The sequence below is a fragment of the Methanoculleus sp. genome (assembly GCF_035363275.1).
Classification (GTDB): Archaea; Halobacteriota; Methanomicrobia; order Methanomicrobiales; family Methanoculleaceae; genus Methanoculleus.
Genome location: NZ_DAOSET010000021.1, coordinates 18,712 through 45,124, shown reverse-complemented (window position 1 = coordinate 45,124; position 26,413 = coordinate 18,712). Strand labels below are relative to the sequence as shown.

Here is a 26,413-nt window from a genome sequence, read left to right as displayed (position 1 = left end):
CCTCGAAGATCGCCCTGAGGGCGGCGTCGTCTTTTGCCTTGAGGGTGAACAGCCGCTGCCTGGTGTAGTTCTGGCCGAGGAAGAGGTACAGCACGAACCCGATCAGCGGCAGGAAGAAGAGCACCATCAGCCAGGCCAGGGTTGCCGTAGGGTTTCTCCGTTCAAAGAAGATGACGACGATCGCAAAGAGGGTGTTGAGGAGGTAGATGACGCCCGCGACAAACGACCAGTCCATACCGATGAGTCCGGGCATGCTATCCCGCCGCCTGCATCAGAAGACCACCCGGACGAACCCGAGCGCCACGAGCAGGAGGAAGCCGGTGACGAGGATCCATCCCAGCGTGACGAAGAAGATCGACTGGAGTTTGTTCCAGCGTAAAAGCCACCCGATGACGACGCTCGAGTAGAGCCCGATCACCGGGAGCATGGGGAGGATAATGAGCGTGACGGCGCCGTACCTGTGCAGGACCGGATACCTCGCCATCTTCTCCTCCGTGCTCTTCGTGAAACTCCGGACCCTCTCCGAAGTTTCGGCAAACACGTCCAGGATCTCGTAGATGGCAAGGACGATCCCGACCTCCACGAACGTCATGACCACGAGGATGAAGAGGGGATTTAAGCCGAGCGAGAGACCGATGAAGGCGGCGTTTGCCTGGAGAATGAGGGTGGAGACGATCAGGGAAAAGACCCTCCCGACCGGGACCGAGAGGAGAAGGGCGAGGACAACGGGTATCAGGGTGGCGAGAACGAAGGCGATGGCGATTGCCCGAAATCCCTTCCGGACCCCGTCAATCACCCTGGAGCTCTCCATCGTTCCACCCGGACGCCGGTATGAACCCCGGAGGCCTTACCATTCCGGCGTGCCATAGGATGCCCACATCGGTATATGAACCTTGCCCGGAAGCATCTCCCGCGCCCCGTGCACCTGCAGGGCAGCATGCTCCATGGTGCCGTGCAGACCCGGGGAATCCCGCAGGCGCAAAACAGCGACGTTTCCGGCACTTATTTGTGCGGACCTGCACGATGATTATGCATGCGCCGTCTCGTGGAGCGGTTTGAGCATTTTGTCTATGTTGCGCTGATTGCATTCCTGGTAGTGCTGCTCTTCTTCACGCTCCTCGAACTGGGGTGGATGGTGGCCGTGGGGGTGTTTGAGATCTCCATCTACCGGTTCGACAGTGAGGAACTCTTCGGCCTCCTCGGCTACTTCCTGCTGGTCCTCATCGGCCTCGAACTCCTGGAGACAGTGAACTACCCCGCCTCTCGGGCGGGGATGCCGCATTCGCTCATGCCGGAGCGGCGCGAAGAACCGTGATAGCCGTCTTTGGCCTACAGGTTTAAGTGCCTGAGTTGCAACTGGACGCGATGAGATCTCCGGCAGTCTCCGGTGACAGAGTATTCCTGTTATTCTGCGAGATCCCCCCTCCCCCTACGGCGGGGTTCCATGACCCGCCCGGCCGCGTTCGGCAGAGGCCCCATAGCGGGGAGGAGGGCCCCTATGGCATCTGAACCCGGCCGTGTCACGGGGTTCGTCCTCGTCGTCGCCGCCGTTGCCGCCGTTGCCGGGATCCTCTTCGGGTTCGATACCGGCGTCATCTCCGGGGCGATCCTCTTCATCAGCGAGGAGTTCAGCCTGACAGGTATCATAACCGAGGTGGCGGTGAGCGCCGTGCTGATGGGCGCGATCATCGGGGCGCTCTTCGGGGGGCCTCTCTCCGACCGGGTGGGGCGCCGCAGCTCTATCCTGGCCGCATCGCTGATCTTCCTCGCGGGCACGGTCGTGGTCGTTCTCTCCCCCATCTTCTCCATCTTCCTCGTCGGCAGGATCCTGATCGGGATCGCGATCGGCGTCGCATCGTTCGTCGCGCCCCTCTATATCTCGGAGATTGCGCCGGAACACATCCGGGGCGCCCTCGTCTCGCTCAACCAGCTCCTGATAACGGTCGGCATCCTGATCGCCTACGGCGTGAACTACTACTTTGCGGCGGCCGGCGACTGGCGGGCGATGTTCCTCGCGGGCGTGATGCAACCGTCCTCAGAAAGATCCGCGGCACCGCGGATGTCTCGGACGAGCTCGGGGAGATCGAGAGGAGCGTGCTCACTGAAGGGGCGGGGACGTTGTCGGACCTGGTCGCGCCCGCTGTCCGGCTCCCGCTGCTTCTGGGTGTGGGCCTCGCGATCCTCCAGCAGGCGACCGGGATCAACACCGTCATCTACTACGCTCCGACCATCTTCCAGTTTGCCGGCCTTACGGAGGCGACCGCCTCGATCGCCGCGACGGTCGGGATCGGCGTCGTGAACGTCCTGGTGACTTTCATCGCCATCCGGCTCGTCGACCGGGCGGGGCGCCGGCCGCTGCTCCTCTGGAGCCTTGCCGGGATGGGCATCGCCATGCTGCTCCTCGGGGTCGGGTTCGCCCTCGAGAACAGCGGCGCCGGAGGGGCAGCCGTCTCGCTCGGGCAGGTCACCGCGGCAAGCCTCATCATCTATGTCGCCGCCTTTGCGCTGGGCCTCGGCCCGATCTTCTGGCTGCTCATCGCTGAGATCTACCCGCTCAGCGTGCGGGGACTGGCCATGAGCCTCGCGACGGTCACGAACTGGGCCGCAAACTTCATCATCGCAGCGACGTTCCTCTCGCTGGTGGACCTCATCGGGGAGTCGGGGGTCTTCCTCCTCTACGCCCTGGTTGCCCTGCTCGCGTGGCTCTTCGTCTTCAAACTCGTGCCGGAGACGAAAGGGCTGTCTCTGGAGCAGATCGAGGCCTACTTCCGGTCCCGTGGGCGCCCGGGCGGGTGATGGGACAGGCCGGGTAGCCGGGAGGAAGCACGGCAGTATCAGGAGAGGCTTCGATTCCGGGGGCCTTCCCCTCCTGGACGCGGGATAGAGGCCCTGAGGTGAAAAGATGAAAGCGATTACTGTTGAACCGAAAAAACCAGGGACCGCACGGCTGGAGGACGTCCCCGAACCGGATATGCGGGACGGCTCGGTGCTCGTGGAAGCGATCGCCGTCGGCGTCTGCGGGACCGATGCCGAGATCGTAGCGGGAAAATACGGTTGGGCGCCTCCGGGCAAATCGCGGCTCGTTCTGGGGCACGAGTCGCTCGGCCGCGTCATCGATCCCGGACCGAGGTCGGGGCTGAAAGCCGGGGATCTGGTGGTGGGAATCGTCCGGCGCCCCGACCCGGTCCCCTGCCCGAACTGTGCGGTCGGGGAGTGGGATATGTGCGCCAACGGCCTCTACACTGAACGCGGCATCAAGGAGATCGACGGGTTCATGTCCGAGCGGTGGAGGATCGAACCCGAGTACGCGATGAAAGTAGACCCCGATCTCGGGATCCTCGGCGTCCTCCTTGAGCCGACGACGGTCGTCGCGAAAGCCTGGGAGATGGTGCGGGAGGTCGGCCAGCGTTCGTTCTGGGAACCGGAGAATGCACTCATAACCGGCGCGGGGCCCGTCGGCCTTCTCGCGGCCCTCATCGGCGTGCTGGCAGGACTGGATGTCCATGTCTATGATCGCAATACGTCGGGTCCCAAGCCCGAGGCCGTCAGGGCTCTCGGAGCGACGTATCACTCGAAATCCGTCGCGGACGTCGGCTTCGAACCGGACATCATCATCGAGTGCACCGGTGTCGGGCAGGTCATCGCCCGGACCATTCACCAGGTGGCACCCGGCGGCGTCATCTGCCTCACGGGTGTCGGCGGGGGTGGCGAGCCACCTACGACGCCCACGGCTGACTCCGCCGCGGCGGCGGTGCTCCGGAACATCGCCATCGTGGGTACTGTGAATGCCAACAAGCGGCACTGGTACAAGGCCGGCAGAGCCCTGGCCCATGCCGACCGGGCGTGGCTGGCACGCCTCATTACACGACGGGAAAGGCCGGAGAATTTTCAGGATGCCCTCGTGCGAAGACCCGGCGACATCAAGGTCATCGTCCAGTTTGCCGCGATCTGACCGGGGAGTCCTGCATCACGCCATGAGAAGGGAGGATATGATGGTTTCAGATTGGATCGACGTTTCGGTCACGCTGAAGACCGGGATGGTCACCTGGCCCGGGGACCCGCCGGTCAGGATCAGTCATGCACTGAGCATGGAGCGGGGCGACCCGAGCACGGTGTCGCTCCTCGAGATGGGTGCCCATACCGGCACCCACATGGATGCCCCCGCACACTTCGTCCGCGGCGGCACCGGGATCGGCGACATCCCGCTGGACGCGAGCATCGGTCCGGCGCGGGTCATCCCCATCCGTGACCGCACGTCCATCGAACCCGGCGAGCTGGAGGGGCATGCCATCCGGCCCGGCGAGCGGGTCCTCTTCAGGACCCACAACTCGGAGCACTGCTGGGATACCGGCGCATTCGTCGAAGACTTCGTGTACGTCTCGGAAGCAGCGGCCGAATACCTCGCCGGGCGGCAGGTGCGGCTGGTCGGCGTGGACTACCTCTCTGTCGGTGGTTTCCATGCGGACGGGGTGAAGATTCACCGGACCCTGCTCAATGCCGGGATCTGGATCATCGAGGGGCTGAACCTGAAGGAGGTGTCGCCGGGCCCGGTAGACCTGGTCTGCCTGCCGCTGAAGATCCTCGGCGGCGACGGTGCCCCGGCACGGGCACTCGTTCGCCCTCATAATCCGTCGGCCGGAAAGGGACGGTGAAGAGAGCCGCTGTATACCAGGACGGGCAGGAGTACCGGGCGCAGTACCTGCCGGTCAGGCCGGGCCGGGCCCGGGCTCCGGGGCCGGGGGCACCGGCGTCGCGGGCAGCAGGAACGCGGCTGCAAGACCTCCAACCGCAAACACCACCAGAACTACCAGCGCGAGGGCATAGCCCAGGTTCCCCTCAACAAGGCTGGAGACGATGACGGTTCCCGCAATGGCCACGCCGAGCGAGGAGCCCAGGTTCGAGACGCTGCGCGAGAGGCCCGATATCTCCCCCTGGTCCTCTTCGGGAAAGGCGGACTGGACGACGGTGACCGAGGAGGTCAGCATCACCCCGACGCCGAAACCGACCAGAAAGAGACCCGGCACGAAGGTAAGGACGTTCGAGGTCTCCCGCACCAGCAGCAGCAGGAGGAGGATGCCGGCCACCGTCACGACAAAGCCCCGCCGGATCAGCAGCGCCTGGGGACGCCTCCGTGCCAGCCTCCCTGCGGCCATCGAGGAGAGCAGAACACCGATCGTGGCCGGCGTGAGGATCAGGCCGGTCTCGATCGCGCTGTAGCCCCGCACCGTCTGCAGGTAGACGGAGACCACGAAGGAGAGGCCCACCAGGACCAGCCACTGGATGTTCTGCGTGATGAGGCCGAGGTTTGACGTGCGGTTCTTAAACAGCCTGGTGGAGAGCAGAGGCTCCTTGCCCGCCCGTTCCCTGGCCCGGATATGCCGGAAGAAGAGGGCGAGTAAGACCACACCGATGAGCACGAAGATCCATACCGGGGAGATGCCGCCCTCGCGGATCACGACCGTATTGCCGATGACGAAATCCTGGCCGGCCCTGACCCAGCCGTAGGTCGAGGCCTGCAGGATGCCGACCACGATGAAGAAGAGTCCCGCCGCCGAGAGGATGGTTCCGACGATGTCAAAGGCGGTTTTCTCGCCCTGCACGCCCGGGTCGACGATCTTCCTGCTCTGGATGATGACTATCCCGACGACGAGGGCCTGCACGACAAAGGCGGCGCGCCAGCTGATCGTGGTGGTGATGATCCCGCCGATCAGCGGGCCTGCCGCCGCCCCGATGCCGCCCGCCGCGCTGATCGCGCCGAAGGCCCGGGCGCGTGAGGTGAGGTCGGGATAAAAGATCGTTGCGAGGATGTATACCGGCGGGATCAGCAGCGCGGTCCCGATGCCTTCGAGGAGCGAGTAGCCGAGGATCAGGACCCCGAGCCCCGGCGCCGCTGCCGCTACCAGTGCTCCCACCCCGTAGACCATGAGGCCCCGCCTGAAGAGGTAGGTGCGGCCCAGGATGTCCGTCAGCTTGCTGCCGGGGATCATCAGGGCCGCCATCGTGAGCGTAAAGACGGCGATGGTCGTCTGGACGCCGCCGACGGTCGTCCCCAGGTCGGTGGCAATGTCGTTTATGGCCACGTTCATGTTCGAGGTGGCGTAGCTGCAGATGAACTGGGCGAGCGCAAGCGGCAGGAGCACCCCCTGCGGGGTTGCTGCCGGCGTCCGGAGAGCCGGATCTGCGGAAGTATTCATGATCTCAGCCCTTGAATCGATTCCGTCAGGTGACGGTGGCATATATTAACCTAACTGCCCGGCGCCGGTACGGGCAGCGTGGCCTCCGTACGGGAAAACAGGAGGGTCGGGATGGCGCCAGCGGCAAGGGCCTCTTGTGGTCCGCCTGCCGTAGCGGTCAGGGTGCATTCCCGCCGCTGCATCGGCAGGCCACGCCCCGTGAGCCGGGACCGCCGGTTCTCCCGGATACACGGGACGAGGCGCTGCAAGGTGCCATTGGGGCAACCCGGATTTTGATTCCTCGAAAAATATATTATCTGACGGATAGTCTGACTCGCGCATGACACCTGTGACGTTTGTGCCCGGCACGGCCGAGGGGCAACGGCTGCTCGAGATCCGCAGCAGCCGTATCCCCTGGCGGCGGTGGGGGCCCTACCTGAGCGAACGGCAGTGGGGAACGGTGAGGGAGGACTACGGGTGGGATGGCAATTCCTGGGCCTACTTCACGCACGACCAGGCCCGGTCCCGCGCCTACCGGTGGGGGGAGGACGGGATTGCGGGCATCTCCGACGACTCCCAGCTCCTCTGTTTTGCGCTCGCCCTCTGGAACGGTGCCGACCCCATCCTCAAAGAACGGCTCTTCGGCCTTACGAACGCCGAGGGAAACCACGGCGAGGACGTGAAGGAGTACTACTACTACCTCGACAACACCCCGTCGCACGCCTACATGAAGTACCTCTACCGGTACCCGCAGGCCGCGTTCCCATACAACGACCTCGTCGAGACCAACCGCCAGCGCAACCGGTATGACCTGGAGTACGAGCTCATCGATACCGGGATATTCGACGGCGACCGCTACTTCGACGTCTTTGTGGAGTACGCGAAGGCGTCCCCGGAGGATATCCTGGTGCAGATCACCGTCCATAACCGCGGCCCGGAGGAGGCGTCCCTCCACGTGCTCCCTACCCTCTGGTTCCGCAACACCTGGGAGCAGGGCGGCAAGAGGCCGTCCCTCCGGAGGGCGGAGGGTCCACCGGGGACCGGCGTGATCGCGGCCGATCACCCCGCTCTCGGACAGCGGTATCTCTCCTGCGAGGGCGCCCCCGAACTTCTCTTCACCGAGAACGAGACCAACACGGAGCGTCTCTTCGGCACCCCGAACGCCTCGCCGTTCGCCAAAGACGGCATCAACGACTGCATCGTTTCGGGGCGGGCCGATGCCGTGAACCCGGAGGGGTCCGGGACCAAAGCTTCCGCACACTACCGGTTGACCCTCGCTCCGGGGGAGGCGCAGACGATACGGCTGCGGCTGAACCAGGCCCCGCCCTCGGAGGAGAGCCCTCTCTTCGGGAGCGCCTTTGAGAGCGTGTTCGCAGAGCGAATGCAGGAGGCGGACGCATTCTACGAGAACATCACCCCGCCGTCGGTCGGCCCCGATGCGGCGAACGTGATGCGGCAGGCGCTTGCCGGCATGCTCTGGACGAAGCAGTACTACCTCTACGAGGTCGACCGCTGGCTGAATGGGCACGATCCCGGCCAGCGGTCCTCGCTCAGGAACAACTCCTGGTTCCACATGGTGAACGCCGACATCATATCCATGCCCGACAAGTGGGAGTACCCCTGGTATGCGGCATGGGACCTGGCGTTCCATACCCTCGCCCTTGCCATGGTGGACCCGGACTTTGCCAAGAACCAGCTCGACCTGATGCTGCGCGAGCGGTACCTGCACCCGAACGGCCAGATTCCGGCCTATGAATGGAATTTTTCCGACGTCAACCCCCCCGTGCACGCCTGGGCCGCCCTCTTCATCTACCGCACGGAGAAAGAGATCCTGGGCGCCGGGGACGTGCAGTTCCTGGGGAGGATGTTTCAGAAACTGCTGATGAACTTCACCTGGTGGGTGAACCGCAAGGACCGCACCGGCCAGAACGTCTTTGAGGGTGGGTTCCTCGGCCTCGACAACATCGGGGTCTTTGACCGGAGCGCACCCCTGCCCACGGGGGGTTACCTGGAGCAGGCCGACGGGACGGCGTGGATGGCCCTCTTTGCCCAGACGATGCTGGAGATCGCCTCCGAACTCGCCGTCCACGATCCGGTCTACCAGGAGATGGCGACCAAGTTCTTCGAGCACTTCGTCTGGATCGCCTCGGCGATGAACAGCATGGGCGAGGGCCTCGATGGGATGTGGGACGAAGAGGACGGCTTCTATTATGATCTCCTCCGCCTGCCCGACGGCAGCGCGACACGTCTCAAGGTGCGGTCCCTGGTGGGGCTGCTGCCGCTTGCTGCAAGCACGGTCTTTACCCGGGAGATGATCGAGCAGATGCCGGAGTTCATAGAGCGGGCCAGGTGGTTCAGGCAGTATCATGAGCGCATGACGTCCACGATCGCGAACGCCGGCCGGCCCGGCGTCGGAGGACGGCTCCTCCTCTCGCTCCTCACCGAGGAGAAGCTGCGAAGGGTCCTCGCAAGGATGCTGGACGAGAACGAGTTCCTGAGCGATTACGGGATCCGGTCCCTTTCGTGGGCACACCTGAACAATCCCTATATCTTTTACCAGGACGGGCAGGAATACAGGGTTGATTACCTGCCGGCCGACTCCAACTCGGCCATGTTCGGCGGGAACTCCAACTGGCGGGGGCCGATCTGGTTCCCGATGAACGTCATGCTGATCCGGGCGCTGTTAAACCTCTACGCCTACTACGGGGACGACTTTACTGTGGAATGCCCGACCGGGTCGGGGAACCGGATGAACCTCTTTGAGGTGAGCAAGGAGATAGGACGGCGCCTGACCCGGATCTTCCTCCGCGATGAGAGCGATCGGCGCCCGGTCTTCGGCTACACTAAAAAGTTCCAGGACGACCCCAACTGGCGCGACTACCTCCTCTTCTACGAGTACTTCCACGGCGACAACGGTGCCGGCGTGGGCGCCAGCCACCAGACCGGGTGGACGGGGCTCGTCGCCCGGATCATCCAGATCTCCGGGTATATGACCCCCGAACAGGTGCTGGGGGAGGGAGCGCGGAGGCTCGTCTACAGGAAGAAGGGCTCTTCTCCCCGGCCGGTAGAAGGGCCTGCTGCCCGATAACGGATGCACCGGCCCGGTGGAGTACCGCTCACTCCGCCGGGCCGGGTGGCCGGGGGGCAGATACCTCTATATGGTGGTAGCGTGCTCTCCGCACGGTGTTGTTATGGTTAACACGCAGTTCGGTGCCGGCACCTATGAGTCCGGCGCTGCTCTGGCCCCGTCACGCTGGCTCGTGCTGCTGCTCGGCGTTATCGCGGTCATCTTTGGCGTTCTCTTCTTCATCTACCCCATCCAGACGCTGACGCTCCTCGTCACGTTCCTCGGCTTCTACTGGCTCTTCAACGGTATCGTCGCGCTCATCGGCCTGTTTACGGATAGAACGGGCCGGGGCTGGAAGTTGCTGGTCGGTATCCTCGGTATCCTTGCAGGAATCCTCGTCCTCACCTATCCCCTCTATAGCGCCATCCTCGTCCCGACCGTCTTTGCCCTCATCATCGGCGTGGAGGGGCTGATCATCGGGGCGGTCTACATGGCGCAGGGGTTCTCCGGTCCCGGGTGGGGAACGGGGATCCTCGGCATCCTGAGCATCATCTTCGGCCTGGTCCTGATCGCAAACCCGCTCGTCGCGGCTGTCGGCCTGGTGCTGCTCCTTGCGGGGCTCGCCATCGTCGGGGGCATCACGGCGATCGTCGTTTCGTTCCGGTTGCCGGGGTGACCGGAGGGAGGGGCAGGATAGCATCCCGGGCGTGGAGGTACGACCTCCCCCCTCTTTGCTCGTAACGATGGGTATCTGCCGCTGTTTTCCCCGGTATGGGGGAATACGGGAGAACCGTTGCGTAACACCCGGTTCGCCGCAATGCATTGGGATAATTTTATATAACTGCTATTATCATTCGGCTCCGGGCAGTCATCCTGCCCGGGAGATAGGCATGAAGAAAACGGGAGTACTCTCGATCTTGCTGATCCTCATCCTGGCCTGTGCCGGTGCCGGATGTGTCCAGCCGTCTGAGGAGGAGGCGGAGGCGCAGCTCTGCCAGGACCTCGAAGAACTCAGAGTGGCGCTTGAGAGCATGGAGAACACGAGCCTGAGGACTTCAGTGGGAGATATTCGGGAGGGACGGGACCAGGTCCGGTCCGCCATGGAGAGTGTCAGGGAATCCGCAGGAGAGCTCGCCAACATCCGGGTCGACGATCTCAACGCGGCCTATGATAACCTCAATCAGGCCGTAGAGGACCTTCCCGACGATGTGACCGTCATCGAAGCCATCCAGGCCATCCGCCCGCAGGTACAGGCCGTCCGGGAGGAACAGCAGAGCCTTTATGATGACCTGAACTGCACGGCGTAGTGAGCGCTTCGGGAATTGAGGTGAGATCCGGTGGGTATCGAAAGGGGTGGTCGATTCCCATACCCGCCGGGCACACATCCCGGGTCGTATCGTTCTCATGCGAACGCTCACGTTCCTGCCGGCGCGGAGGTGAGGAATGATGGCCGCCCGCGATGAGAGTCCGAAGACGTCCGATCGAGATCGCCTGACCGACATGCTTCCTGCCGACCGGCTGAGTGCGTTTGCCGATGGAGTCTTTGCCATCGTCATCACCCTGCTCGTCCTCGAAATTCCCGTGCCGGAAGCCACCGATGACCTGCTGCGGGCGCTTCTTGAGACGTGGCCCGACTTCCTCGCCTACATCATCAGTTTCGCATTTATCGGCGGGTTCTGGATCACGCATATGTCCATTACCCGGATGACAGCACACGAAAACGGCGTTACAGTCCGCATGACGCTCGTGATGCTCTTCTTCGTCTCTCTGCTCCCGTTCTCCACGAGCCTGATGGCCACGCACCTCATCGGGCCGGGCTCGCGGCTGGCGGTGTTCATCTACGGGCTGGACCTGTTCCTCGCGTCGCTCATGCTGAACAGGATCATGAATTACCTTGTCCGGCGTCCGGAACTCCTCATCGACAGTTTTGGAGACACGGATCTCCGGGGTCTGGAGCACCGGCGGCGATACGGCATCGTGCTCGATGGAATCGGGGTGCTGCTCGCACTGTTCCTGCCCCGGGTGGCAATCGCAATATACATCTCCGTGGCGATCTACTTCGTTCTCCAGCCTCTGTTCTTCGGGAGAACCCTCACGCAGTCTTTGAAAAAGGAGGGAGCATGAGAGCACTGCCCGCAGAGGAAACACTGCTTTGTCGGGAGGCGTTCGTACGCAATTCGCACCTGTATCGGAAGGGATGGTCGACTACGCCGGAACCAGGCCTATCTCCGGTCTTCAACGCCTCCGGCCGGTGCAGCGGGAACGGGGCCGGCCGATGAGCGGGTCCGGCGAGGGGGCGCCCCCCGCCTTCCACGTCATGGCAAAACCGACCGGCGCACGGTGCAATCTCGACTGTGCCTACTGTTTCTACAGAAAGAAAGAGCACCTGTACCCGGATAGCAGTTTTCGGATGAGCGATGAGGTGATGGAGGAGTTCGTCCGCCAGACCATCGCAGGGCACGCGGTGCCCCTCGTGACGATCGCCTGGCAGGGGGGAGAACCGACCCTGATAGGGCTCGAGTTCTTCCGGCGGGCGGTGGCGGTCCAGAAGAGGTATGCAAGACCTGGAACTCGCATCGAGAACACCTTCCAGACGAACGGCATCCTCCTCGACGGCGAATGGTGCCGGTTCTTCCACGACAACAACTTCCTGGTCGGCCTCTCGATGGACGGCCCCGGGGAGCTCCACGACGTCTACCGGAGGGACCGGCAGGGACGGGGCACGTTTGACCGGGTGTTCAACGCCGCCCGCCTGCTCCGGAAGCATCATGTCGAGTTCAACATCCTCTGTGCGGTGAACAGGACGAACGCCGACCACCCCCTCGAGGTCTACCGGTTCTTCCGCGACGAACTCTCTGCACCGTATATCCAGTTCATCCCCATCGTCGAGCGGGAGGAAGAAGGGAACGCGGTCACCGGCCGGTCCGTCCGGCCGGATCAATGGGGTCGGTTCCTGGTCGCGATCTTCGATGAGTGGGTCGGGCGCGACGTCGGCCGGATGTTTGTCCTGAACTTCGACTGGGCGCTCGCGGGCTGGCTCGGCATGGCCGGGACGGTCTGCGTCTTCGCCCCGACCTGCGGCCTTGGCGTGGCGCTCGAGCACAACGGCGACCTCTACTCCTGCGACCACTTCGTCGAGCCGGGCCACCTCCTCGGCAACATCATCACGACACCGCTCGCTGAGCTCGTCGCCTCGAAGGCGCAACGGCGGTTCGGGACGGCCAAGCGCGACACGCTCCCCCGGTACTGCCGGGAATGTAACTTCCTCGCCGTCTGCAACGGCGAATGCCCGAAGAACCGGTTCATCGAGGCGCCGGACGGCGAGGGGGGCTTGAACTACCTCTGCGATGGTTACCGGACCTTCTTCTCCCACGCCGACCGCCCGATGCGGATGATGGCCGACCTGCTCCGGCGGGGGCGGCCCGCGGGCGAGGTGATGCCGATGCTCGCGGCAAAGGTGGGCCGGAACGAGCCCTGCCCCTGCGGGAGCGGTTTGAAGTATAAGAGATGCTGCGGGCGCACGAGCCGTTAACGTAGCGGCAGGTCGTCACCAGGATATTCGATGACAACTATATAAACGACAAGATATCTTGCGGAACCCTGTTCACCAATTTCGATGGGGGGAGAAGGTATGCCTGAAGAGTGGAAGGGTGTCGTCAATGTCGATGTCCGGGACTCCGTTGCCGACTGGACACCGTATGAAGAACCAAAGGCGCCTGAGGGTGCCCCGAACGTCCTGATGATCGTCCTCGACGACGTCGGGTTCTCGGCCATCTCCTGTTACGGCGGGCTGATAGATACACCGAACATCGATCGCCTGGCGGCAAACGGCTTATTATACACGCAGTGGCACACGACAGCGCTCTGCTCCCCGACCCGCGCCTGCCTGCTGACCGGCAGGAATCATACCACCGTCGGGATGGCCTGCGTCGCAGAAGCGACCACCGGGTTTCCGAACTCAAACGGCCACATCCCGTTCGAGTGCGCCACCCTCGCAGAGGTGCTGGTCGAGCGGGGCTACAACACCTATATGCTCGGCAAATGGCACCTCTGCCCGCAGGACGAGATGCACCTGGCCGCGACCAGGCGAAACTGGCCCATCGGCCGGGGATTCGAACGGTATTACGGATTCCTGGGCGGCGAGACGAACCAGTATTACCCCGCCCTGGTCCACGACAACCACCCGGTCGGACAGCCGGCGATGCCCGAAGATGGCTACCACCTCACCGAAGACCTGACCGATACGGCGATCGCGTTCGTCCGGGACGCGAGGCAGATCGACCCGGCAAAGCCCTTCTTCATGTACTACTGCCCCGGCGCCGCCCACGCCCCGCATCATGTCCCGAAGGCGTGGGCTGATCGCTACAAGGGCAGGTTCGATATGGGCTACGAGCGCTGCCGCGAGAGGGTGCTTGCACGGCAGAAGCAGATGGGGATCGTCCCGGAGAATACGGAACTGCCGCCGATCAACCCCATCGGCACGCCGGAGGCAAGGACGGGTCCCGACGGACAGCCATACCCGGAACTGGACGCCGTCAAACCATGGGACTCGCTCTCAGGTGCGGAGAAGAGCCTTTTTGCCCGGATGGCCGAGGTCTACGCCGGGTTCCTCTCCCACACCGACGCCCAGATCGGCCGGCTCATCGGCTTCCTCGAAGAGAGCGGCGAACTTGAGAACACCCTGATCGTGCTCGTCTCCGACAACGGTGCCAGCGCCGAGGGCGGGCCGAACGGCTCGGTCAACGAGAACAGGTTTTTTAACGGCATTCCGGACTCTCTCGAAGAGAACCTGCAGTTTATCGACGACCTCGGGAGCGAGAAGACATACAACCATTACTGCTCGGGCTGGGCGATGGCGTTCAACACCCCGTTCAAGATGTGGAAGCGCTACTGTTACGCCGGCGGCATCGCCGACCCCTGCATCATCCACTGGCCGCGGGGCATTCGGACAACGGGGGAGATGCGCCACCAGTACCACCATGCCGTCGACATCGCGCCCACCATCCTGGAATGTATCGGTATCCCGATGCCCGATACCGTGAAGGGCTACGCCCAGTGGCCTGTTGAGGGCGTCAGCATGCGCTATACCTTCGAGAAGGGCGATGCGTCCACAGAGCGGCATACCCAGTTCTACTCCATGCTCGGTTCCCGCGGGATCTGGCACGATGGCTGGAAGGCGGTCACCACGCACCCGGCGATGGCCGGATGGGGCCACTTCGCCGAAGATACCTGGGAGCTCTACCATACCGGGGACGATCGCTCGGAGACACATAATCTGGCCGACGAGCACCCGCGTAAACTCTTTGAGATGATCGCCCTCTGGTGGCACGAGGCCGGGAAGTACCGGGGGCTGCCGCTCGAAGATCGCACCGCTCCGGAAGTCCTGACCAGCCCCCGGCCCCGGCCCGCGCCGCAACGCAACCTCTTCGTCTACTATCCGAAGACCGCGCCGGTCCCCGAAGGCGTGGCGGCGAACATCCGCAACCGGTCCTACACCATCACCGCCGACGTCGAGATCCCGGATGGCGGTGCAGAAGGAGTCCTCTTCGCCCTCGGGGGCCGATTCGGGGGCCACGCCCTCTACGTCAGGGATAACCGGCCCCGATACGTCTACAACTTCGTCGGTACCGAGCAGGTGGTCGCGTCGGACGCCGGACTCCCTGCCGGCAGGGTCACGCTCTCCGTTGCGTTCACGAAGGAGAGCGAGGAGCCGGAGGGCACCGCACACGGGACGCTCGCGATCTCCGTCAACGGCCGGAAAGTGGGTGAGGGACGGATCAGGACCCAGCCCGCGTACTTTGGTATCGCCGGCGGCGGGCTTTCCGTCGGACTGGACCCGGGCGATCCCGTGACCGGCGACTATCCCGGCGAGCGGCCGTGGGCGTTCACCGGGACGGTCCGCAGGATCGTGGTGGACGTCGCCGGAGAACCGTATACCGACCTCGAAAGAGAAGCGGCCGCGATGATGGCGCGGGAGTAGCGGGCCATTCAGTGAGGGGAAGAAAACGATGGCGGCACCGGAATACCTCACCAGTTATCGTTCCGCTCTCCCAGGATACCCGTGCAGGCGAGAGAACGACAGGAGGTGGTGAGCGGTGATCAATATCAAGCGGCAGTACATCGTAACCGACAACGACAGAAAGATCGGGGTCGTTCTTGACATTGAGACCTTCGAGAAGATCGAGGAACTTCTCGAAGACTGCGGACTCGCGCTCTTGATGGAAGAGGTCGAGGAGGAAGAATCCCTCTCGCTCAATGAGGCGCTCTCCGCGAGGTGAGGATAAAATACCCTCCCCAAATGGTTCTCATAGCTTTTCGAGGAATGACTCCACCTCATTGAGCCTGTCTCTTCACAGCACCGACATGAAATCCTCGCAGACCTGCCGAATGGTTTTCTCATCCATCCGTTCGTATTTTTCCCGGGCATCGTCCAACCCCGGCAATCTCTCGATGCATTCCTTCAGGAAGCGATGACAGTTCAGCATCTCGCCGAGGTGTTCAAGATCGAGATCATGCCCACCGTGCTCAGGATCCAGTAGAGCCAGAACGTCTGCATTGTCTTTGACGAGTTTCGAGTATTCCCACTCGGGATCGGGCGATCTCCCCTGTTCGTAGCGGAACGAGCGGTCCCATACGGCTTTCAGCTTCATAATCAGGAGCGCCCCGCGTGTCGGGATGGCCATCCGGATGTTGCCCCTGATAGACGTGATGACAGTGTGATCATCAAGGAAGTCAAGCGCAAGTTCTCCCCGGCCACCCTCGAACGGATCACGGCGTTCTCTTGAATAGAAGTCAAGGATAACGGTTTCTGCTCCCGATCCTTTCTCCACAGTCGTATGGTGAGTATATCGCCTGTAATGAAATCCCCCGCGATGAACCAGATGATGCATCAGGCTTCGGCGGGTTGCTGTTGGTGACAGAGTCGATGTCGACGGAACCGACATACGGGTTGTATGCATCGACAGCCCACCCCCCGATAAGGCTCGTCATCGGAGTGGGCTAATCTTCTTCGCGTTCGTTGACCCAGGCGACGATCTCCCGGAGCTCGGCGAGAGAGCGCTCAATGACTTCCGGACCCCGGTCATAGAGCGTCATACATCTCCACCATCGCTTTCGTGAGATCCATCGCGCTGTACCCGAATCCTGCAAGGTCGAGCAGGCTCTGTGCAGGAGATACGACGGTGATGCCCTCCTTCTGCCGCGTGTCGGTATAGACATCCCTGTCCGGCGCGTAGATCCATGCCCGAATGCTGCTCCGGTCGGGCTCGTAGGAGGATGTTTTGAAGAACTCAGTGAAGAGGTCGAGGTTTTTCTTGTCGAGGTAGAGGTAGACCGCGTCCTGGCGGACTGCGTATCCCGTATAGAGCCCGCCGGCAGTGTAGCCGGTGAAGGCGAACGGCACGTTCTGTTCGGAGAGCATTGAGGAGATGTCCTTCGCTGCCGGAATCGAATCGCCGAAAGAGACCGGGATCTCGGCGAGGCTCAGGTTTTTCATCGGCCGCTCCCAGGCGATGCCGTTCAGAAGTTTTTTCACATCGCCGATCTGGACGTAACTGTTGTTCTTCTTCGCGATGCCCTGGCTCATGAGCATCTCAATGGTTTTATGTGCCCAGCCGTAGGAGACATTCTCCTGCAGTGCCAGCTGCCGGATGGATGTGCTCTTCTCTTTGAGCAGGCGGGAGACGATCTTCCAGGATTTTTCGGAGGTGATTCTGCTCTTCGACGGTTTGAACTCGGGTTGGAGGGGTGGACCGAGTGTCCAGGGGAGTTTGACTATCTGGATGCTGAGCTCCCGTGCGAGCTGCTCTTCCCGTGAGCGAATGGTTTTGGCGGCGATGACCAGTTCGACCGGGTGCCAATTGGATCTCCGGCGATACCAGAGTTCCCGTAAGAGCTGCATTCGGCCAATCGTGTCGATCGACGTAACGTTCGATTTTACCTCGACGAAGTAGAGCCGATCGCCGTCTTTGAAGACGATATCCGGCTGCAACGGCAACTCAATCTCCATTGCTTGATATAGAACTGCAACATCGTCGGCTCTTGCGTCGGGCGAGAGACCGAGCGCCTCCCGGATGAACGCGACGACTTCCGGGGACTGATCAATCGAGGTCACAATTATCACTGTATCATGATACCCATTTTATATATCAGTGATATGTATCGGTAAACTATGATATATCTATAAAGGTATCAGTGATATGTATCGGCGGCCAGAGATCGTGAATACCGGTTTACCCCTTCTTCGCGGCTGCAAAGCCGGCGAGAAGCACTCCGAGGACGCAGGGAGCCCGAGGACCGGTGCTGAGCCCCGTCGGCGGGGAGTCAATGGGGTAGTAACCGGCTGCGGGGAAGTGCGGCATGAACGCGATACCGGGGAGGGACAGCATGCCGGTGTCGTTGGCCGTGGGCTTTCGGAAGAGGGATGGGGGGTCATCCGTTTTTTGGATTGTTTGTTGGTCATGGTGAACCTGGATTCACTCCAAAACCAGAAAACTCAGAGAGATTCAAATTGCCATTCCTGACGCCCTCACTCGCTCGCTGCACTCGCTTCGTGGCGCTGTTCCCGCTCGCCGCTCGCATCTCCGGCTGCGCCGGGCAGGCGCATATGATTCAGCAATGTCTAGATACTCCCATTTTCGGCCGAATTTGCAGAAAAAACCCTCCTCACAGAAGCCCTCAGACAGCCGATATCGAGCAGACCCGTAGTTAAATCCCGCAAGAATTACTCTCGCTCATATGACCGATATGGTCCTCCGACCCCGCTGTCTCCGGCAATCAGGGTGCTATGTGCCAGTTATCCCCGGGCTAAAATCTGGCCTCAAAGGCCGACGCAAAGTCAGACAAGACCACAAATTCGTCCTCATTTAGATGGGTTTGAGGGTGACCCCTGCCTGGATGAGGGCGACGGCAGGGCTGGAGAGTCAGGGCTTCGGGGTGGGAGGATCTGCTGGTCTATCACGATGGAGGATTGCGGCGGGGAGAAGGTTTTGGAACAGAGGGAACCGCTTGAAAACAACCATCAAGTTTGATTTTTATTTGCCTCTAATGCTTCAATACGTTGGAATGTTGAGGGCTCGCCATCTCGATCTACGAGTACCTGCTCGATTGCCAGACTCTGGTTGTAATGGTCCAGCGCCTCATCATGATGATGCGTTTCTTGATACACTGTCCCTATCTGGTAAAGTGCTTTTGCCTCACATTTACGGAATCCAATTTCCTGTGAGATCTCCTGGCACCGGTTGTAGCAGTCCAGCGCCTCGTCATACCGATGCATCCTTTGGAAAACCATTCCTATCTGGCAGAGGGTTAAGGCCTCGCCGTCCCGATATCCAATTTCTCGCTCGATCGCCAGGCATTGATTATAACAGTCAAGTGCCTCATCATATCGTTGCGTTTCCAAATACACCGTCCCTGCTTCAAAGAGAGTTCTAACCACGGTATCAAGGTACCCGATTTTCCTTGCGGCCACTTGGCTCTGCTTGCAACATTCCAGTGCTAGGTCGTATCTGTGCATCGCCCTGTACGCATTTCCCATGCTAAGGAGGCTTAATGCCTCGCCATCAAGATCTCCAATTTCCCGCAAGACCGTCAAACTCTGGTTGAAATAGTCCAGTGCGGTATCGTATTGATGTTCTTCTGCATGCACCGCCCCTATCAGGCGGAGAACTCCCGCCTCGCCTTCTCGGTCACCACATTTCCGCATGATCGCCATGCTTCGGTTGCACTGGTTCAATGCTTCGTCATACTCGCACATCGCATAGTATAGCATCCCCGCCGCATGGAGAGCTCTTGCCTCGCCTACCTGATTCTCAATTTCCTGCCAGACCGCCAAGCTTTGGCTGTAACATTCCAGCGCCTCTGGAAAATGAAATGACATTTGATGAACCATGCCCAAATAATGATGTACTGTTGCCAGTTTTCCCCGCTCATCTAACTGTTCTGCTGAGATCTTTGCCCTGTCCAGCAGCTCGAGAGCGGTTGAGTAATCGTAATGTTCATATAAGTCACTGCCAAGTTTGAAATTGAGATCGAGGGCCTTTTGATAATCTTCTCCTCGGAAAGCATGCTCGGCAAGAGATTGATATGCATGTTGTTTATCAGGTAATCTATCCAGATGTTCCTCAAAACATTTCGCCGCTCTCTTGTGTAATTCAAGTTCCTGAATTTCAGGGAGTTCATATTTGCAGTATTCTCGGAGCGAAGGGTGAGCAAAATCATACTGGCCTCGTTCAACTCGTCTGAACACTATGTCGTTATCCAGATCGGATTGCAGTCGCGCTGCTTCTGTAGGCTGCGTTTCTGTCATACAGACAATAATTCGGAGTGGAATGGGCTGTTTCAAAATACAAATCAAATTCACGCGGTCTCGTGATGATTGATCAAGCCCTGCCAAAAATGATCTTGCAGGGTTTTGGAGTGCTTCCGGCAGAACAGTTCTCAAATTACCAATATCGGGGCTCAAGCCCTTCTTTTGTAACAAATTGAAGCAGGCTATCAGGCTGAACGGGTCGCCGGCATGCTCCTCTAAGCAGCGAGCTGATGAATCAGCAAGAGATATACCGTACCTCCGGGCAGCGAGATCTTTTATTTCTGCAGACTTCAAGCAATAGAGAGAAAGAGTTGTTTGATTCCACCGGTTTAGTTCTCCCACAAGTTCTTCGTACATTTGTTGCGTCCTGTCCTCCCGGCGATACGTCACCAAAAAAGCGATATTGGGGGGTACATTCCGAACCAGATCTTTGAGCAGCCGGAAGTCCAGATCGGAAGACCACTGGACATCATCGAGAAGGATTGCAATGAACCGGTCATATTTCTGCAACTCGGCACTGATATTCCGAAATATCGTGAGATACGAGGTGAGAATCTGGTCATATTCAACCTTTTGAGGTTGGGCGAATGCCCCTGTGAAAGCCCTCACAACTCGAATACCTATCCCGACCGGCTCGGTAATCGACGTGAACGTCTCTAAAAGGTCTAGTGTGGTATTCAGAGACTTAATGACTCCAGTGTTCTCTATAATGTTTTTGAACCAGCCGAATTTTGTATGACCTTTCAGGTCTTTGAGCAAGTCTAAATATACTTTTAGGCCCATTCCGGCCGTTTCGTAAAATTCCTTTATTATTGCGGGGCTTTCCAGCCCATCAGGTTTCTGGATCTCATCGGCGGCCCATCTCAGGAGTGAACTTTTCCCCGAGCCAGAGGCGCCCGATATCAGTATCACCTGTCCGCGATCTTTTACCTGAGAGAGGGTTTTCAGTATCGTCCTCCGCTCTATGAACCTGCCAGAAAACTCCTCCGGTGGGCACGGACTCGGCGGGACTTCAAACCTCCGGACTGCCATTGCCTCCATAATCTTTCACCAATCTGATGCGCGTTAGCGTGGACGAGATCAAAGTCCACGTCAGATCTCGGCCCCCTTCAATTATGCACAGTAGGATAAAGTTTGCCCTACATCCGATGCAGCATCAGGCCATCACATCTCGACTTGATGTCCCGCGATACTGCTTCTCAATCTTCCGCTTCAGCCAGATCCCGTAGAACGGCAGACCCACGGCCGACACTCCGCCGGTCGCTGTCTTCCTCATCGGGGGCCGTGGGGGAACCTCTTCTTTTTCGGGACAGCGTGGGCGGGCGAGTTTCTTTGCTGCCGATGATCGCTGCAGAGTGTCACCCTGCTTGTTCCCGGTTTCCGTCACCGCTGACGCCCTCACTCGCTATCGCTCACATCGTGACGGTACTCTCCGCCCGCTGCTCGCATCTCCAGCTGCGCCGGGCATGCTCGCGGCTGTCAGCCGGGCAGGTGCATATGGTTCAGCAACACTTAAATACCCAAATTTTCGGCCGAATTCACAAAAAAAAGTCTTTTTCACAGAAACCCTCAGATGACAGATCTCTGCGACGGTCAGGGATTCATCCTCCCATAATCAAGTCTTCTTATTCGGCCAATATAAAGGAGGATTGCTCTTATTTCATCAATAAAATGGCATATTATGGCGACTTTCCGAGTCGCTGAAAACAGATGATTTCGACCCGAAATATCGGCAAATCTGGCGTATTTCTGCAACAGAAGAGGTTATTCCCTTCCCCCAGCGCAGGTCCTCACGCCTGCTTCTTCCCCGACCCGGTCCGGCCCATATGGTCCAGAACCTGGTCCCACATGATCAGAAGGCCTAGAATAACCACATATCCGAGCAGCCCGGCGCTGACGAAAATCGCGACGAACAGCACCTCATTCTCCATGGATGCCCACATTCGGAAAAAAAGGAAATCTCTCTAAACTCCCTTCAGGCCAGCGCCGGCACGGTGTCCACCAAGGCCTCAACCGCGGTGCGGATGGCATCCACCCAGTATCTCGAGATCCGGACTGCATTGCAGCTGAAGGTCACGCAGTAGATCTCGCCGCTCGTATCGTGGCACTTCAGCTAGCAGCTGAAGACGGTGTCGATTGTTGGTGCGGCTAAGTTCAGCATGCATTGTGGTCGGAAAAACACCTTACTAGGATTGCCTGAAAGAATTAAACGTGAATAATAGAAGCCGCTGGGGGGACTTGAACCCCCGACCTGCTGATTACGAATCAGCCGCTATACCGCTAAGCCACAGCGGCGACTGCCCTAGAATATTGTACGTCCGGAATTAAAAAGGTATCACCTGCCGGGGGTTCGCCGACCCGGCCCCGTTCAGGAGTACCCCCGGATGGTAACGTTGCCCTCCTGGTGCGGGGCGTTCTCCTGGCCGGCGATCGCCCCGAACTTCTGCTCGTAGTCCGCGACGCTCTTCGCGAGGACCGCGACCAGGTTCTTCGCGTGCCGGGGGCTGATCGAGACGATTGCCTTCCCCCGCGCCTGGTTCATGCCGGGGATCTCGTGCAGGAAGAGGAACGTGAACTCGTCCTCCTTGTAGGCGATCTGGATCCGGTTGGAGTAGACCGGGTCGAGGTCGCTGGGGATGTTGACCGATATCTCGCGGTTTGCCATACCCTTCTTCTGTGATCCACTCCGGGATAAGCGTTCGTCCCGGACGTCCGGAACTCCGCGCCGAGCGTATCCCGATAAATAGAGAGAACGCATACGTCTTCTCAAACGGGACCACGCTATCCATGACTGACTACATCCCGGTCTCCGGCGTCGTCGCCTGCCACATCTGCCCCCGGCGCTACTACTTCGAGCGCTCGGAGGAGCACCCGGAGTCGGCCCGCTACACCGTTTGCAAACAGGTTTCTACCCACCTCGGGGAACTCCTCGAGTCGGAAGAGATCTGGCAGGAGATCCTCTGCGTTCTCCCCGACGCCCCGCCGGAGTCCCGGGACCTCCTCGACGAGTGTGTCGCCGCCTGCCGGGAGACCGCCTGGCAGACGCCGGTCCAGACCGACCTTGCCGTCGAGTCCGACACCCTCGGCATCCGGGGAAGGGTAGACAAGGTGTTCGAAGACGGCACGTTCGCCATCGCCCGATCGAGCACCGCGCCGAAAGCCGGGGCCTACGGCACCGACCGTCTCCGGGTCGCCTGCTACGTTGCCTGCCTCAAAGAGACCCTCGGGCGCGCCGTCGCCGGCGGCTACGTCGAGTATGTCGCAAGCGGCGTCTGCCGGTTCGTCGAGCCCCAGCCCCGCGACCGGCGGGAGATGGTCCGGGCGGTCCGGGCCGCAAAACGGGTCGTCGCAGGCGATATCCCGCCGCGGCCCCTCCGGGCCCCATGCGACGGCTGCCCTCACTTCGAGCGATGCATGGCCGGCCCGCGGCGACTCTCGGATCTCTTCTAAACGCTCTCAAGCAGCGTCTTCGAAACGATATACTCGCCCTTCGCCTCGCGGGTCGTCCCCACGATCAGCCACCGTTCGTCGCCGTGCTCCTCGACGACGCCCTTTGCCTCGATGACCTCGCCCGCGAGCGCCTGGCCTGAGTAGGTGTGGGTGAAGGAGAGCACACGGGATACATCGTCGTGGTCCACGGCGTAGACCGCCGGGCTGTCGAAGGAGAGAGAGGCGTCCGTGACCGTCGCCTCGATCGTCGCCCGGCCAAGCACTGTCCCCTTCCCGGCCGGGACCGCGTCCAGGTTCCCGTAGGCCCGGGTGTAGAGGAGGTCGAAGTAGGTCCCCTCGAACTCGCCCCGGTTCCACTTCCGCTGCTCGTGCAGGACAAAGGCCTCAAACGATATCTCCGGCACCCTCTTGTCGTAGACCTTCCGCCACATCGCAGTGCTCATCCCCGGGATCACCCCCGCGCCCACCAGGTGCCGGAGCTGGCGCTGGGCGGCAAACCAGGCGTCGCCGTAGACCACCAGGTCGATATCGGAGGCGGCGTTCTCCAGGCCGCAGAGGAGCGAGCCCGTGCACCCGAACGAGCCTGTCGGGAGGTCGAAGCGGGAGAGGAGCCTCCGCACCCGGGCGTTCCGGGCCGCCACCTTCCCGATCTCCTCCTCCGGCTTGTAGACCCGGACCACATCGCAGCAGGGCACCCGGTGGACCGCGTCGAGATACTCCGGCTTATGCTCCCGGATCCAGGCGAAAGACTCGGCAAAGTCGTACTTCCGGTACCGCCGGCCGGTGATGCCCGTCCGCTCCCCGTCCGCATCGGGGACGTAACGGAGGATGCACCCTACCCGATCGGTGTTGTCGTAGTTCGAGACCGCATAGATGCAGCCCTCACGGTCCTCGATGAAGTCACGGAGCCGTATGGAGGTCATGGTTGCAGGGTCTCCAGGAACGCTTCCACTGCTTCCCATTCCGCCCCCTTCCGCAGGATGCGCCGGGTGGTCAGGTCCACCACCGTGCTCGGCGTCCCGGGAAGTTCCCCGCCGTCAACCAGGTAGTCGTAGGGGACGGAGACCTCCTCGGGCCGGACCGGCGGGATATCATCAGACATATTCGCGCTCGTGGCCGTGATCGGCGTGTCGAACCGCGCGATGATAGCGATGGCTATCTCGTTCTCGGGCCACCGGATCCCGATGAGACCGGTGCCGCCGGTGAGGACCTCCGGCAGGCAGGACTTCGCCGGGAGGACCACCGTCACCGGGCCGGGCAGGAACCGGTCGATGAAGGCCCGTGCAGCCTCGTCCACCACGGCGACGGCACAGAGCATCTCCATATCCGAGACCGCAACGGAGACCGGTTTACCCAGCGGCCGGTTCTTGGCCTCATAGACCCGCATCACCGCATCCTCGGAGAGAGCGTCCGCCCCGAGGCCGTAGACCGTCTCGGTGGGATAGACGATAAGCCCGTCCCGCGAGAGCACCTTGACAGCCATATCGATCGAATTCATCAGAACTCACGTCCACGCACGCGGTTGATGTCGAAGACCCCCTTGCCGCTGACGTGCATCACGGCGAAGACGCCGGCCTGGATGGGGTCGGTCACGACCAGATCGGCGTGCTGCGGGACGCTCCCCGCCATCTTGAGGGCTATCACCGGGATGCCGGCCTGCCGGACCCGGTCGACGGCCCGCGAGACTTCCCCCCCCATCAGCGACCCGGCAAGCACCAGAATGCACGCCCGGGGGAGCCGGGCCACCGCGTCCACGGCGAGGGCCAGGGTCTGCTCCCCGACAAGGGGGATCGTGTCGACCGATATCCGCTCGCCGCGGATGTTGTGGCGGTCCGCCTCGTTCACGGCGCCGAGCGCCACCTGCGCCACCTGCGCACCACCGCCGATGATGATCACCCGGGACCCGAATATCCGGGAGAACGGCGGGTAGATCGTGACCTCGACAACCGACGGCACCCTTGATAAGTCGGCGATCAGTTCGCCGTGGTTCCCGCACTCCTCGAACTCGAAGTAGAGGTACGCCTTCCCGGTGTTCGGGCCGGAGGTGATGATCGACTGCTGGATCATCTGGATATTGGCCTGGTAATCCGCCATCACCGTGGCCACATCGCGCAGCACGCCGGCCCTGTTCTCGGTGATGATCGAGAGGGCATACATATCGGTATCGGTGATCATGATCCTCCCCCGCCGGAGATCCGAATACTCATCGATTGTCTGGTGAACAGGAAAAATTCGGTCATATCGCGTTAATTGATAGATTTGGGTCTCATAAGGGTTATAGGTTTTCAGTGGGATAGGGATCGGCCTCGCCCTCACCGATCCCCTCCTTCGCGGCAAGAACACCCGCAAGGAGACCGAGAGGGATGTTGAGGTAGTAGAGGGTCAGCCGCCAGAGGACGACGAAGATACCGAGGAGGTAAGCGGGCACGAGCTGGCGATACAGCGTGACGGCGCCGATCTCGGCGATCCCGGACGAGCCGGGAATGAGCGGGATGGTCGCGACCATCTGGAGAACCCCCTGGAAGAGGAGCGACTCCGGGAGGGAAGGCGGTAGACCAAGAGCAACGAGCAGGGCCGAGGATACCGAGAAATAAAGGGTCCATTCAAGGACGGTGAGGGTGAGCGCACCACCGATAGCCCGCCGGCCGGCCCGCGCAAACCGGGATGGCCCTGCGGCAAACGTCTCGGCCTCACGGCTGATCCGCTCCGCAAGGGAGCTCGCAGTCCCGGCACCCGGACAGAACCGGAGCCAACGCCGGCTCCGGCTGCACCGGTCGATCACCCGGGCGGCAACACCGTCCACCGCCCTCCTCCGAAACGACGGGCGGTGGATCAGGAGGATGAGCGCGAGCAGGAGACCGAGGGCGAGGAGCAGGAAGGCGGCCACCGGGTAGAGGACGGTAGCGGCGAGGTAGCCCCAGAGGTGCCGGACGGCGAGCAGGGCCGCGAGGGTGAGAGCGACAACTACGGCAAGGTCAAGCACCCGCTCCGCGACGACGACGGCAACGGCATCCCCGATGGCAAGCCCGGAACGCGAGAGCCGGTGGATTCGGACAGGTTCGCCGCCGACCTGACCGGGCGTGATCGAGCCGGCGAGAAGTGAGAGGAACTGGAGCTCCGCGAGGCCCCGGAACGGCATGGTGTAGCCGAGACCGCCGCAGAGGACCCGGATCCGCGCGATCCTGCAGACGATCGCCGCGGCACGGAGCCCGAGGGCGAGGAAGAGGGCGGCGACGCTGACCTCACCGAGGTAGGCCCGGGTCTCGGGGGTGAAGGTCACCGCGAGGAGAACTGTGAGTGTTGCGCCGCTGAGGAGAAGGGAGAGCAGGATCCAGCCCCGGCTTCTCATGCCCGCCCGTCTCCCCGCAGAACGCTCGTCTTGTCCGGCATCACGGGAGGTAGATGCCGCTCATC

The 26,413-nt window shown here is 61.4% G+C and carries 24 protein-coding genes, 1 tRNA gene and 1 pseudogene; 13 read left to right on the top strand and 13 right to left on the bottom strand.

The genetic code is table 11. The features are described from left to right. Both PLN84_RS06260 and PLN84_RS06255 read right to left on the bottom strand, forming a co-directional pair. On the bottom strand, nucleotides 1-253 hold a 253-nt coding region (locus PLN84_RS06260; RefSeq protein ID WP_348531972.1), incomplete at its 3' end, for a PLDc N-terminal domain-containing protein. A gap of 18 nt (nucleotides 254-271) precedes the next feature. Next, nucleotides 272-811 carry a small multi-drug export protein gene (locus PLN84_RS06255; RefSeq protein ID WP_292382703.1) on the bottom strand — a complete coding sequence of 180 codons (540 nt, stop codon included), beginning with the start codon at nucleotides 809-811 and terminating at the stop codon, nucleotides 272-274. Nucleotides 812-1,033: 222 nt separating this feature from the next. Between PLN84_RS06255 and PLN84_RS06250 the strand changes: the two genes are divergently transcribed. The 5 genes and pseudogenes from PLN84_RS06250 (at nucleotide 1,034) to PLN84_RS06230 (ending at nucleotide 4,652) form a co-directional block, all read left to right on the top strand. Next, nucleotides 1,034-1,315, top strand: coding sequence for a phosphate-starvation-inducible PsiE family protein (locus tag PLN84_RS06250; protein ID WP_292382705.1), 282 nt, complete (start codon nucleotides 1,034-1,036; stop codon nucleotides 1,313-1,315). Nucleotides 1,316-1,444: 129 nt separating this feature from the next. After that, nucleotides 1,445-1,960 (top strand): annotated as a pseudogene (locus tag PLN84_RS06245) (MFS transporter); the annotation flags it as partial. Next, a complete protein-coding gene (locus tag PLN84_RS06240) occupies nucleotides 1,855-2,796 on the top strand; it encodes an MFS transporter (RefSeq protein WP_348531973.1) in 942 nt (313 codons plus the stop codon). The pseudogene PLN84_RS06245 and the gene PLN84_RS06240, both read left to right, overlap by 106 nt. A gap of 106 nt (nucleotides 2,797-2,902) precedes the next feature. Next, nucleotides 2,903-3,952, top strand: a complete 1,050-nt coding sequence (locus PLN84_RS06235) for a glucose 1-dehydrogenase (protein ID WP_292382706.1) — start codon at nucleotides 2,903-2,905, stop codon at nucleotides 3,950-3,952. A gap of 37 nt (nucleotides 3,953-3,989) precedes the next feature. After that, nucleotides 3,990-4,652, top strand: coding sequence for a cyclase family protein (locus tag PLN84_RS06230; protein ID WP_299953219.1), 663 nt, complete (start codon nucleotides 3,990-3,992; stop codon nucleotides 4,650-4,652). A gap of 54 nt (nucleotides 4,653-4,706) precedes the next feature. On the opposite strand, the gene PLN84_RS06225 is transcribed toward PLN84_RS06230, so the two are convergent. Beyond that, complete coding sequence (locus tag PLN84_RS06225) at nucleotides 4,707-6,194, bottom strand: MFS transporter (RefSeq protein ID WP_292382709.1); 1,488 nt, start codon at nucleotides 6,192-6,194, stop codon at nucleotides 4,707-4,709. 319 nt (nucleotides 6,195-6,513) lie between these two features. On the opposite strand from PLN84_RS06225, the gene PLN84_RS06220 reads away from it, so the two are divergent. The 7 genes from PLN84_RS06220 to PLN84_RS06190 all read left to right on the top strand — a co-directional run bounded on the left by PLN84_RS06220 (nucleotide 6,514) and on the right by PLN84_RS06190 (nucleotide 15,518). Further along, nucleotides 6,514-9,261 carry a glucosidase gene (locus PLN84_RS06220; RefSeq protein ID WP_292382710.1) on the top strand — a complete coding sequence of 916 codons (2,748 nt, stop codon included), beginning with the start codon at nucleotides 6,514-6,516 and terminating at the stop codon, nucleotides 9,259-9,261. A gap of 103 nt (nucleotides 9,262-9,364) precedes the next feature. Beyond that, nucleotides 9,365-9,916 (top strand): DUF308 domain-containing protein, encoded by a 552-nt coding sequence (locus PLN84_RS06215; RefSeq protein WP_292382712.1) that lies wholly within the window; start codon nucleotides 9,365-9,367, stop codon nucleotides 9,914-9,916. Nucleotides 9,917-10,130: 214 nt separating this feature from the next. After that, the gene (locus PLN84_RS06210; protein WP_292382714.1) at nucleotides 10,131-10,547 is read left to right on the top strand and encodes a hypothetical protein; all 417 of its coding nucleotides are present in this window, start codon (nucleotides 10,131-10,133) and stop codon (nucleotides 10,545-10,547) included. A gap of 136 nt (nucleotides 10,548-10,683) precedes the next feature. After that, nucleotides 10,684-11,364, top strand: a complete 681-nt coding sequence (locus tag PLN84_RS06205; protein ID WP_292558699.1) for a TMEM175 family protein — start codon at nucleotides 10,684-10,686, stop codon at nucleotides 11,362-11,364. 127 nt (nucleotides 11,365-11,491) lie between these two features. Next, nucleotides 11,492-12,772, top strand: a complete 1,281-nt coding sequence (locus PLN84_RS06200; protein ID WP_348531971.1) for an anaerobic sulfatase maturase — start codon at nucleotides 11,492-11,494, stop codon at nucleotides 12,770-12,772. Between the two features lie 99 nt (nucleotides 12,773-12,871). Continuing rightward, nucleotides 12,872-15,220, top strand: coding sequence for an arylsulfatase (locus PLN84_RS06195; protein ID WP_292382717.1), 2,349 nt, complete (start codon nucleotides 12,872-12,874; stop codon nucleotides 15,218-15,220). A 115-nt stretch (nucleotides 15,221-15,335) separates the two neighbouring features. Next, nucleotides 15,336-15,518, top strand: a complete 183-nt coding sequence (locus PLN84_RS06190; protein ID WP_292382720.1) for a hypothetical protein — start codon at nucleotides 15,336-15,338, stop codon at nucleotides 15,516-15,518. 72 nt (nucleotides 15,519-15,590) lie between these two features. On the opposite strand, the gene PLN84_RS06185 is transcribed toward PLN84_RS06190, so the two are convergent. From PLN84_RS06185 to PLN84_RS06160, 6 genes are all read right to left on the bottom strand, one after another. Continuing rightward, a complete protein-coding gene (locus tag PLN84_RS06185; protein ID WP_292382721.1) occupies nucleotides 15,591-16,070 on the bottom strand; it encodes a hypothetical protein in 480 nt (159 codons plus the stop codon). A gap of 251 nt (nucleotides 16,071-16,321) precedes the next feature. Continuing rightward, nucleotides 16,322-17,353, bottom strand: coding sequence for a hypothetical protein (locus tag PLN84_RS06180; RefSeq protein WP_292558698.1), 1,032 nt, complete (start codon nucleotides 17,351-17,353; stop codon nucleotides 16,322-16,324). 906 nt (nucleotides 17,354-18,259) lie between these two features. Next, the gene (locus PLN84_RS06175) at nucleotides 18,260-20,590 is read right to left on the bottom strand and encodes a tetratricopeptide repeat protein (protein WP_292382725.1); all 2,331 of its coding nucleotides are present in this window, start codon (nucleotides 20,588-20,590) and stop codon (nucleotides 18,260-18,262) included. A 749-nt stretch (nucleotides 20,591-21,339) separates the two neighbouring features. Continuing rightward, entirely contained in the window at nucleotides 21,340-21,480 is a 141-nt protein-coding gene (locus PLN84_RS06170) for a hypothetical protein (RefSeq protein WP_292382726.1), read from the bottom strand. Nucleotides 21,481-21,772: 292 nt separating this feature from the next. Further along, nucleotides 21,773-21,844: transfer RNA gene (locus tag PLN84_RS06165), tRNA-Thr, on the bottom strand. A gap of 73 nt (nucleotides 21,845-21,917) precedes the next feature. After that, a complete protein-coding gene (locus tag PLN84_RS06160) occupies nucleotides 21,918-22,214 on the bottom strand; it encodes a DUF3467 domain-containing protein (protein WP_292382728.1) in 297 nt (98 codons plus the stop codon). A gap of 122 nt (nucleotides 22,215-22,336) precedes the next feature. Between PLN84_RS06160 and PLN84_RS06155 the strand changes: the two genes are divergently transcribed. Beyond that, nucleotides 22,337-22,999 (top strand): Dna2/Cas4 domain-containing protein, encoded by a 663-nt coding sequence (locus PLN84_RS06155; RefSeq protein ID WP_292382730.1) that lies wholly within the window; start codon nucleotides 22,337-22,339, stop codon nucleotides 22,997-22,999. On the opposite strand, the gene PLN84_RS06150 is transcribed toward PLN84_RS06155, so the two are convergent. The 4 genes from PLN84_RS06150 to PLN84_RS06135 form a co-directional block, all read right to left on the bottom strand. Continuing rightward, a complete protein-coding gene (locus PLN84_RS06150; RefSeq protein WP_292382731.1) occupies nucleotides 22,996-23,922 on the bottom strand; it encodes a DNA polymerase subunit beta in 927 nt (308 codons plus the stop codon). The genes PLN84_RS06155 and PLN84_RS06150 overlap by 4 nt on opposite strands. Further along, nucleotides 23,919-24,497, bottom strand: coding sequence for an L-threonylcarbamoyladenylate synthase (locus PLN84_RS06145; RefSeq protein WP_292382733.1), 579 nt, complete (start codon nucleotides 24,495-24,497; stop codon nucleotides 23,919-23,921). Before PLN84_RS06145 ends, PLN84_RS06150 begins: the two co-directional genes overlap by 4 nt. Continuing rightward, nucleotides 24,497-25,174, bottom strand: coding sequence for a DUF5612 domain-containing protein (locus PLN84_RS06140; protein WP_292382734.1), 678 nt, complete (start codon nucleotides 25,172-25,174; stop codon nucleotides 24,497-24,499). The genes PLN84_RS06145 and PLN84_RS06140 overlap by 1 nt, the downstream gene beginning before the upstream one ends. 100 nt (nucleotides 25,175-25,274) lie before the next feature. Further along, nucleotides 25,275-26,348 carry a flippase-like domain-containing protein gene (locus PLN84_RS06135; protein WP_292382736.1) on the bottom strand — a complete coding sequence of 358 codons (1,074 nt, stop codon included), beginning with the start codon at nucleotides 26,346-26,348 and terminating at the stop codon, nucleotides 25,275-25,277. Nucleotides 26,349-26,413 lie beyond the last annotated feature (65 nt).

What these genes read in the sequence shown, in the direction of transcription:
- PLN84_RS06155 (WP_292382730.1), top strand. Translation starts at nt 22,337, where the DNA reads ATGACTGACTACATCCCGGTCTCCGGCGTCGTCGCCTGCCACATCTGC.
- PLN84_RS06235 (WP_292382706.1), top strand. Translation starts at nt 2,903, where the DNA reads ATGAAAGCGATTACTGTTGAACCGAAAAAACCAGGGACCGCACGGCTG.
- PLN84_RS06215 (WP_292382712.1), top strand. Translation starts at nt 9,365, where the DNA reads ATGGTTAACACGCAGTTCGGTGCCGGCACCTATGAGTCCGGCGCTGCT.
- PLN84_RS06225 (WP_292382709.1), bottom strand. Translation starts at nt 6,194, where the DNA reads ATGAATACTTCCGCAGATCCGGCTCTCCGGACGCCGGCAGCAACCCCG.
- PLN84_RS06210 (WP_292382714.1), top strand. Translation starts at nt 10,131, where the DNA reads ATGAAGAAAACGGGAGTACTCTCGATCTTGCTGATCCTCATCCTGGCC.
- PLN84_RS06250 (WP_292382705.1), top strand. Translation starts at nt 1,034, where the DNA reads ATGCGCCGTCTCGTGGAGCGGTTTGAGCATTTTGTCTATGTTGCGCTG.
- PLN84_RS06150 (WP_292382731.1), bottom strand. Translation starts at nt 23,922, where the DNA reads ATGACCTCCATACGGCTCCGTGACTTCATCGAGGACCGTGAGGGCTGC.
- PLN84_RS06145 (WP_292382733.1), bottom strand. Translation starts at nt 24,497, where the DNA reads ATGAATTCGATCGATATGGCTGTCAAGGTGCTCTCGCGGGACGGGCTT.
- PLN84_RS06140 (WP_292382734.1), bottom strand. Translation starts at nt 25,174, where the DNA reads ATGATCACCGATACCGATATGTATGCCCTCTCGATCATCACCGAGAAC.
- PLN84_RS06205 (WP_292558699.1), top strand. Translation starts at nt 10,684, where the DNA reads ATGATGGCCGCCCGCGATGAGAGTCCGAAGACGTCCGATCGAGATCGC.
- PLN84_RS06175 (WP_292382725.1), bottom strand. Translation starts at nt 20,590, where the DNA reads ATGGAGGCAATGGCAGTCCGGAGGTTTGAAGTCCCGCCGAGTCCGTGC.
- PLN84_RS06230 (WP_299953219.1), top strand. Translation starts at nt 3,990, where the DNA reads ATGATGGTTTCAGATTGGATCGACGTTTCGGTCACGCTGAAGACCGGG.
- PLN84_RS06195 (WP_292382717.1), top strand. Translation starts at nt 12,872, where the DNA reads ATGCCTGAAGAGTGGAAGGGTGTCGTCAATGTCGATGTCCGGGACTCC.
- PLN84_RS06135 (WP_292382736.1), bottom strand. Translation starts at nt 26,348, where the DNA reads ATGAGAAGCCGGGGCTGGATCCTGCTCTCCCTTCTCCTCAGCGGCGCA.
- PLN84_RS06220 (WP_292382710.1), top strand. Translation starts at nt 6,514, where the DNA reads ATGACACCTGTGACGTTTGTGCCCGGCACGGCCGAGGGGCAACGGCTG.
- PLN84_RS06255 (WP_292382703.1), bottom strand. Translation starts at nt 811, where the DNA reads ATGGAGAGCTCCAGGGTGATTGACGGGGTCCGGAAGGGATTTCGGGCA.
- PLN84_RS06170 (WP_292382726.1), bottom strand. Translation starts at nt 21,480, where the DNA reads ATGGAGAATGAGGTGCTGTTCGTCGCGATTTTCGTCAGCGCCGGGCTG.
- PLN84_RS06160 (WP_292382728.1), bottom strand. Translation starts at nt 22,214, where the DNA reads ATGGCAAACCGCGAGATATCGGTCAACATCCCCAGCGACCTCGACCCG.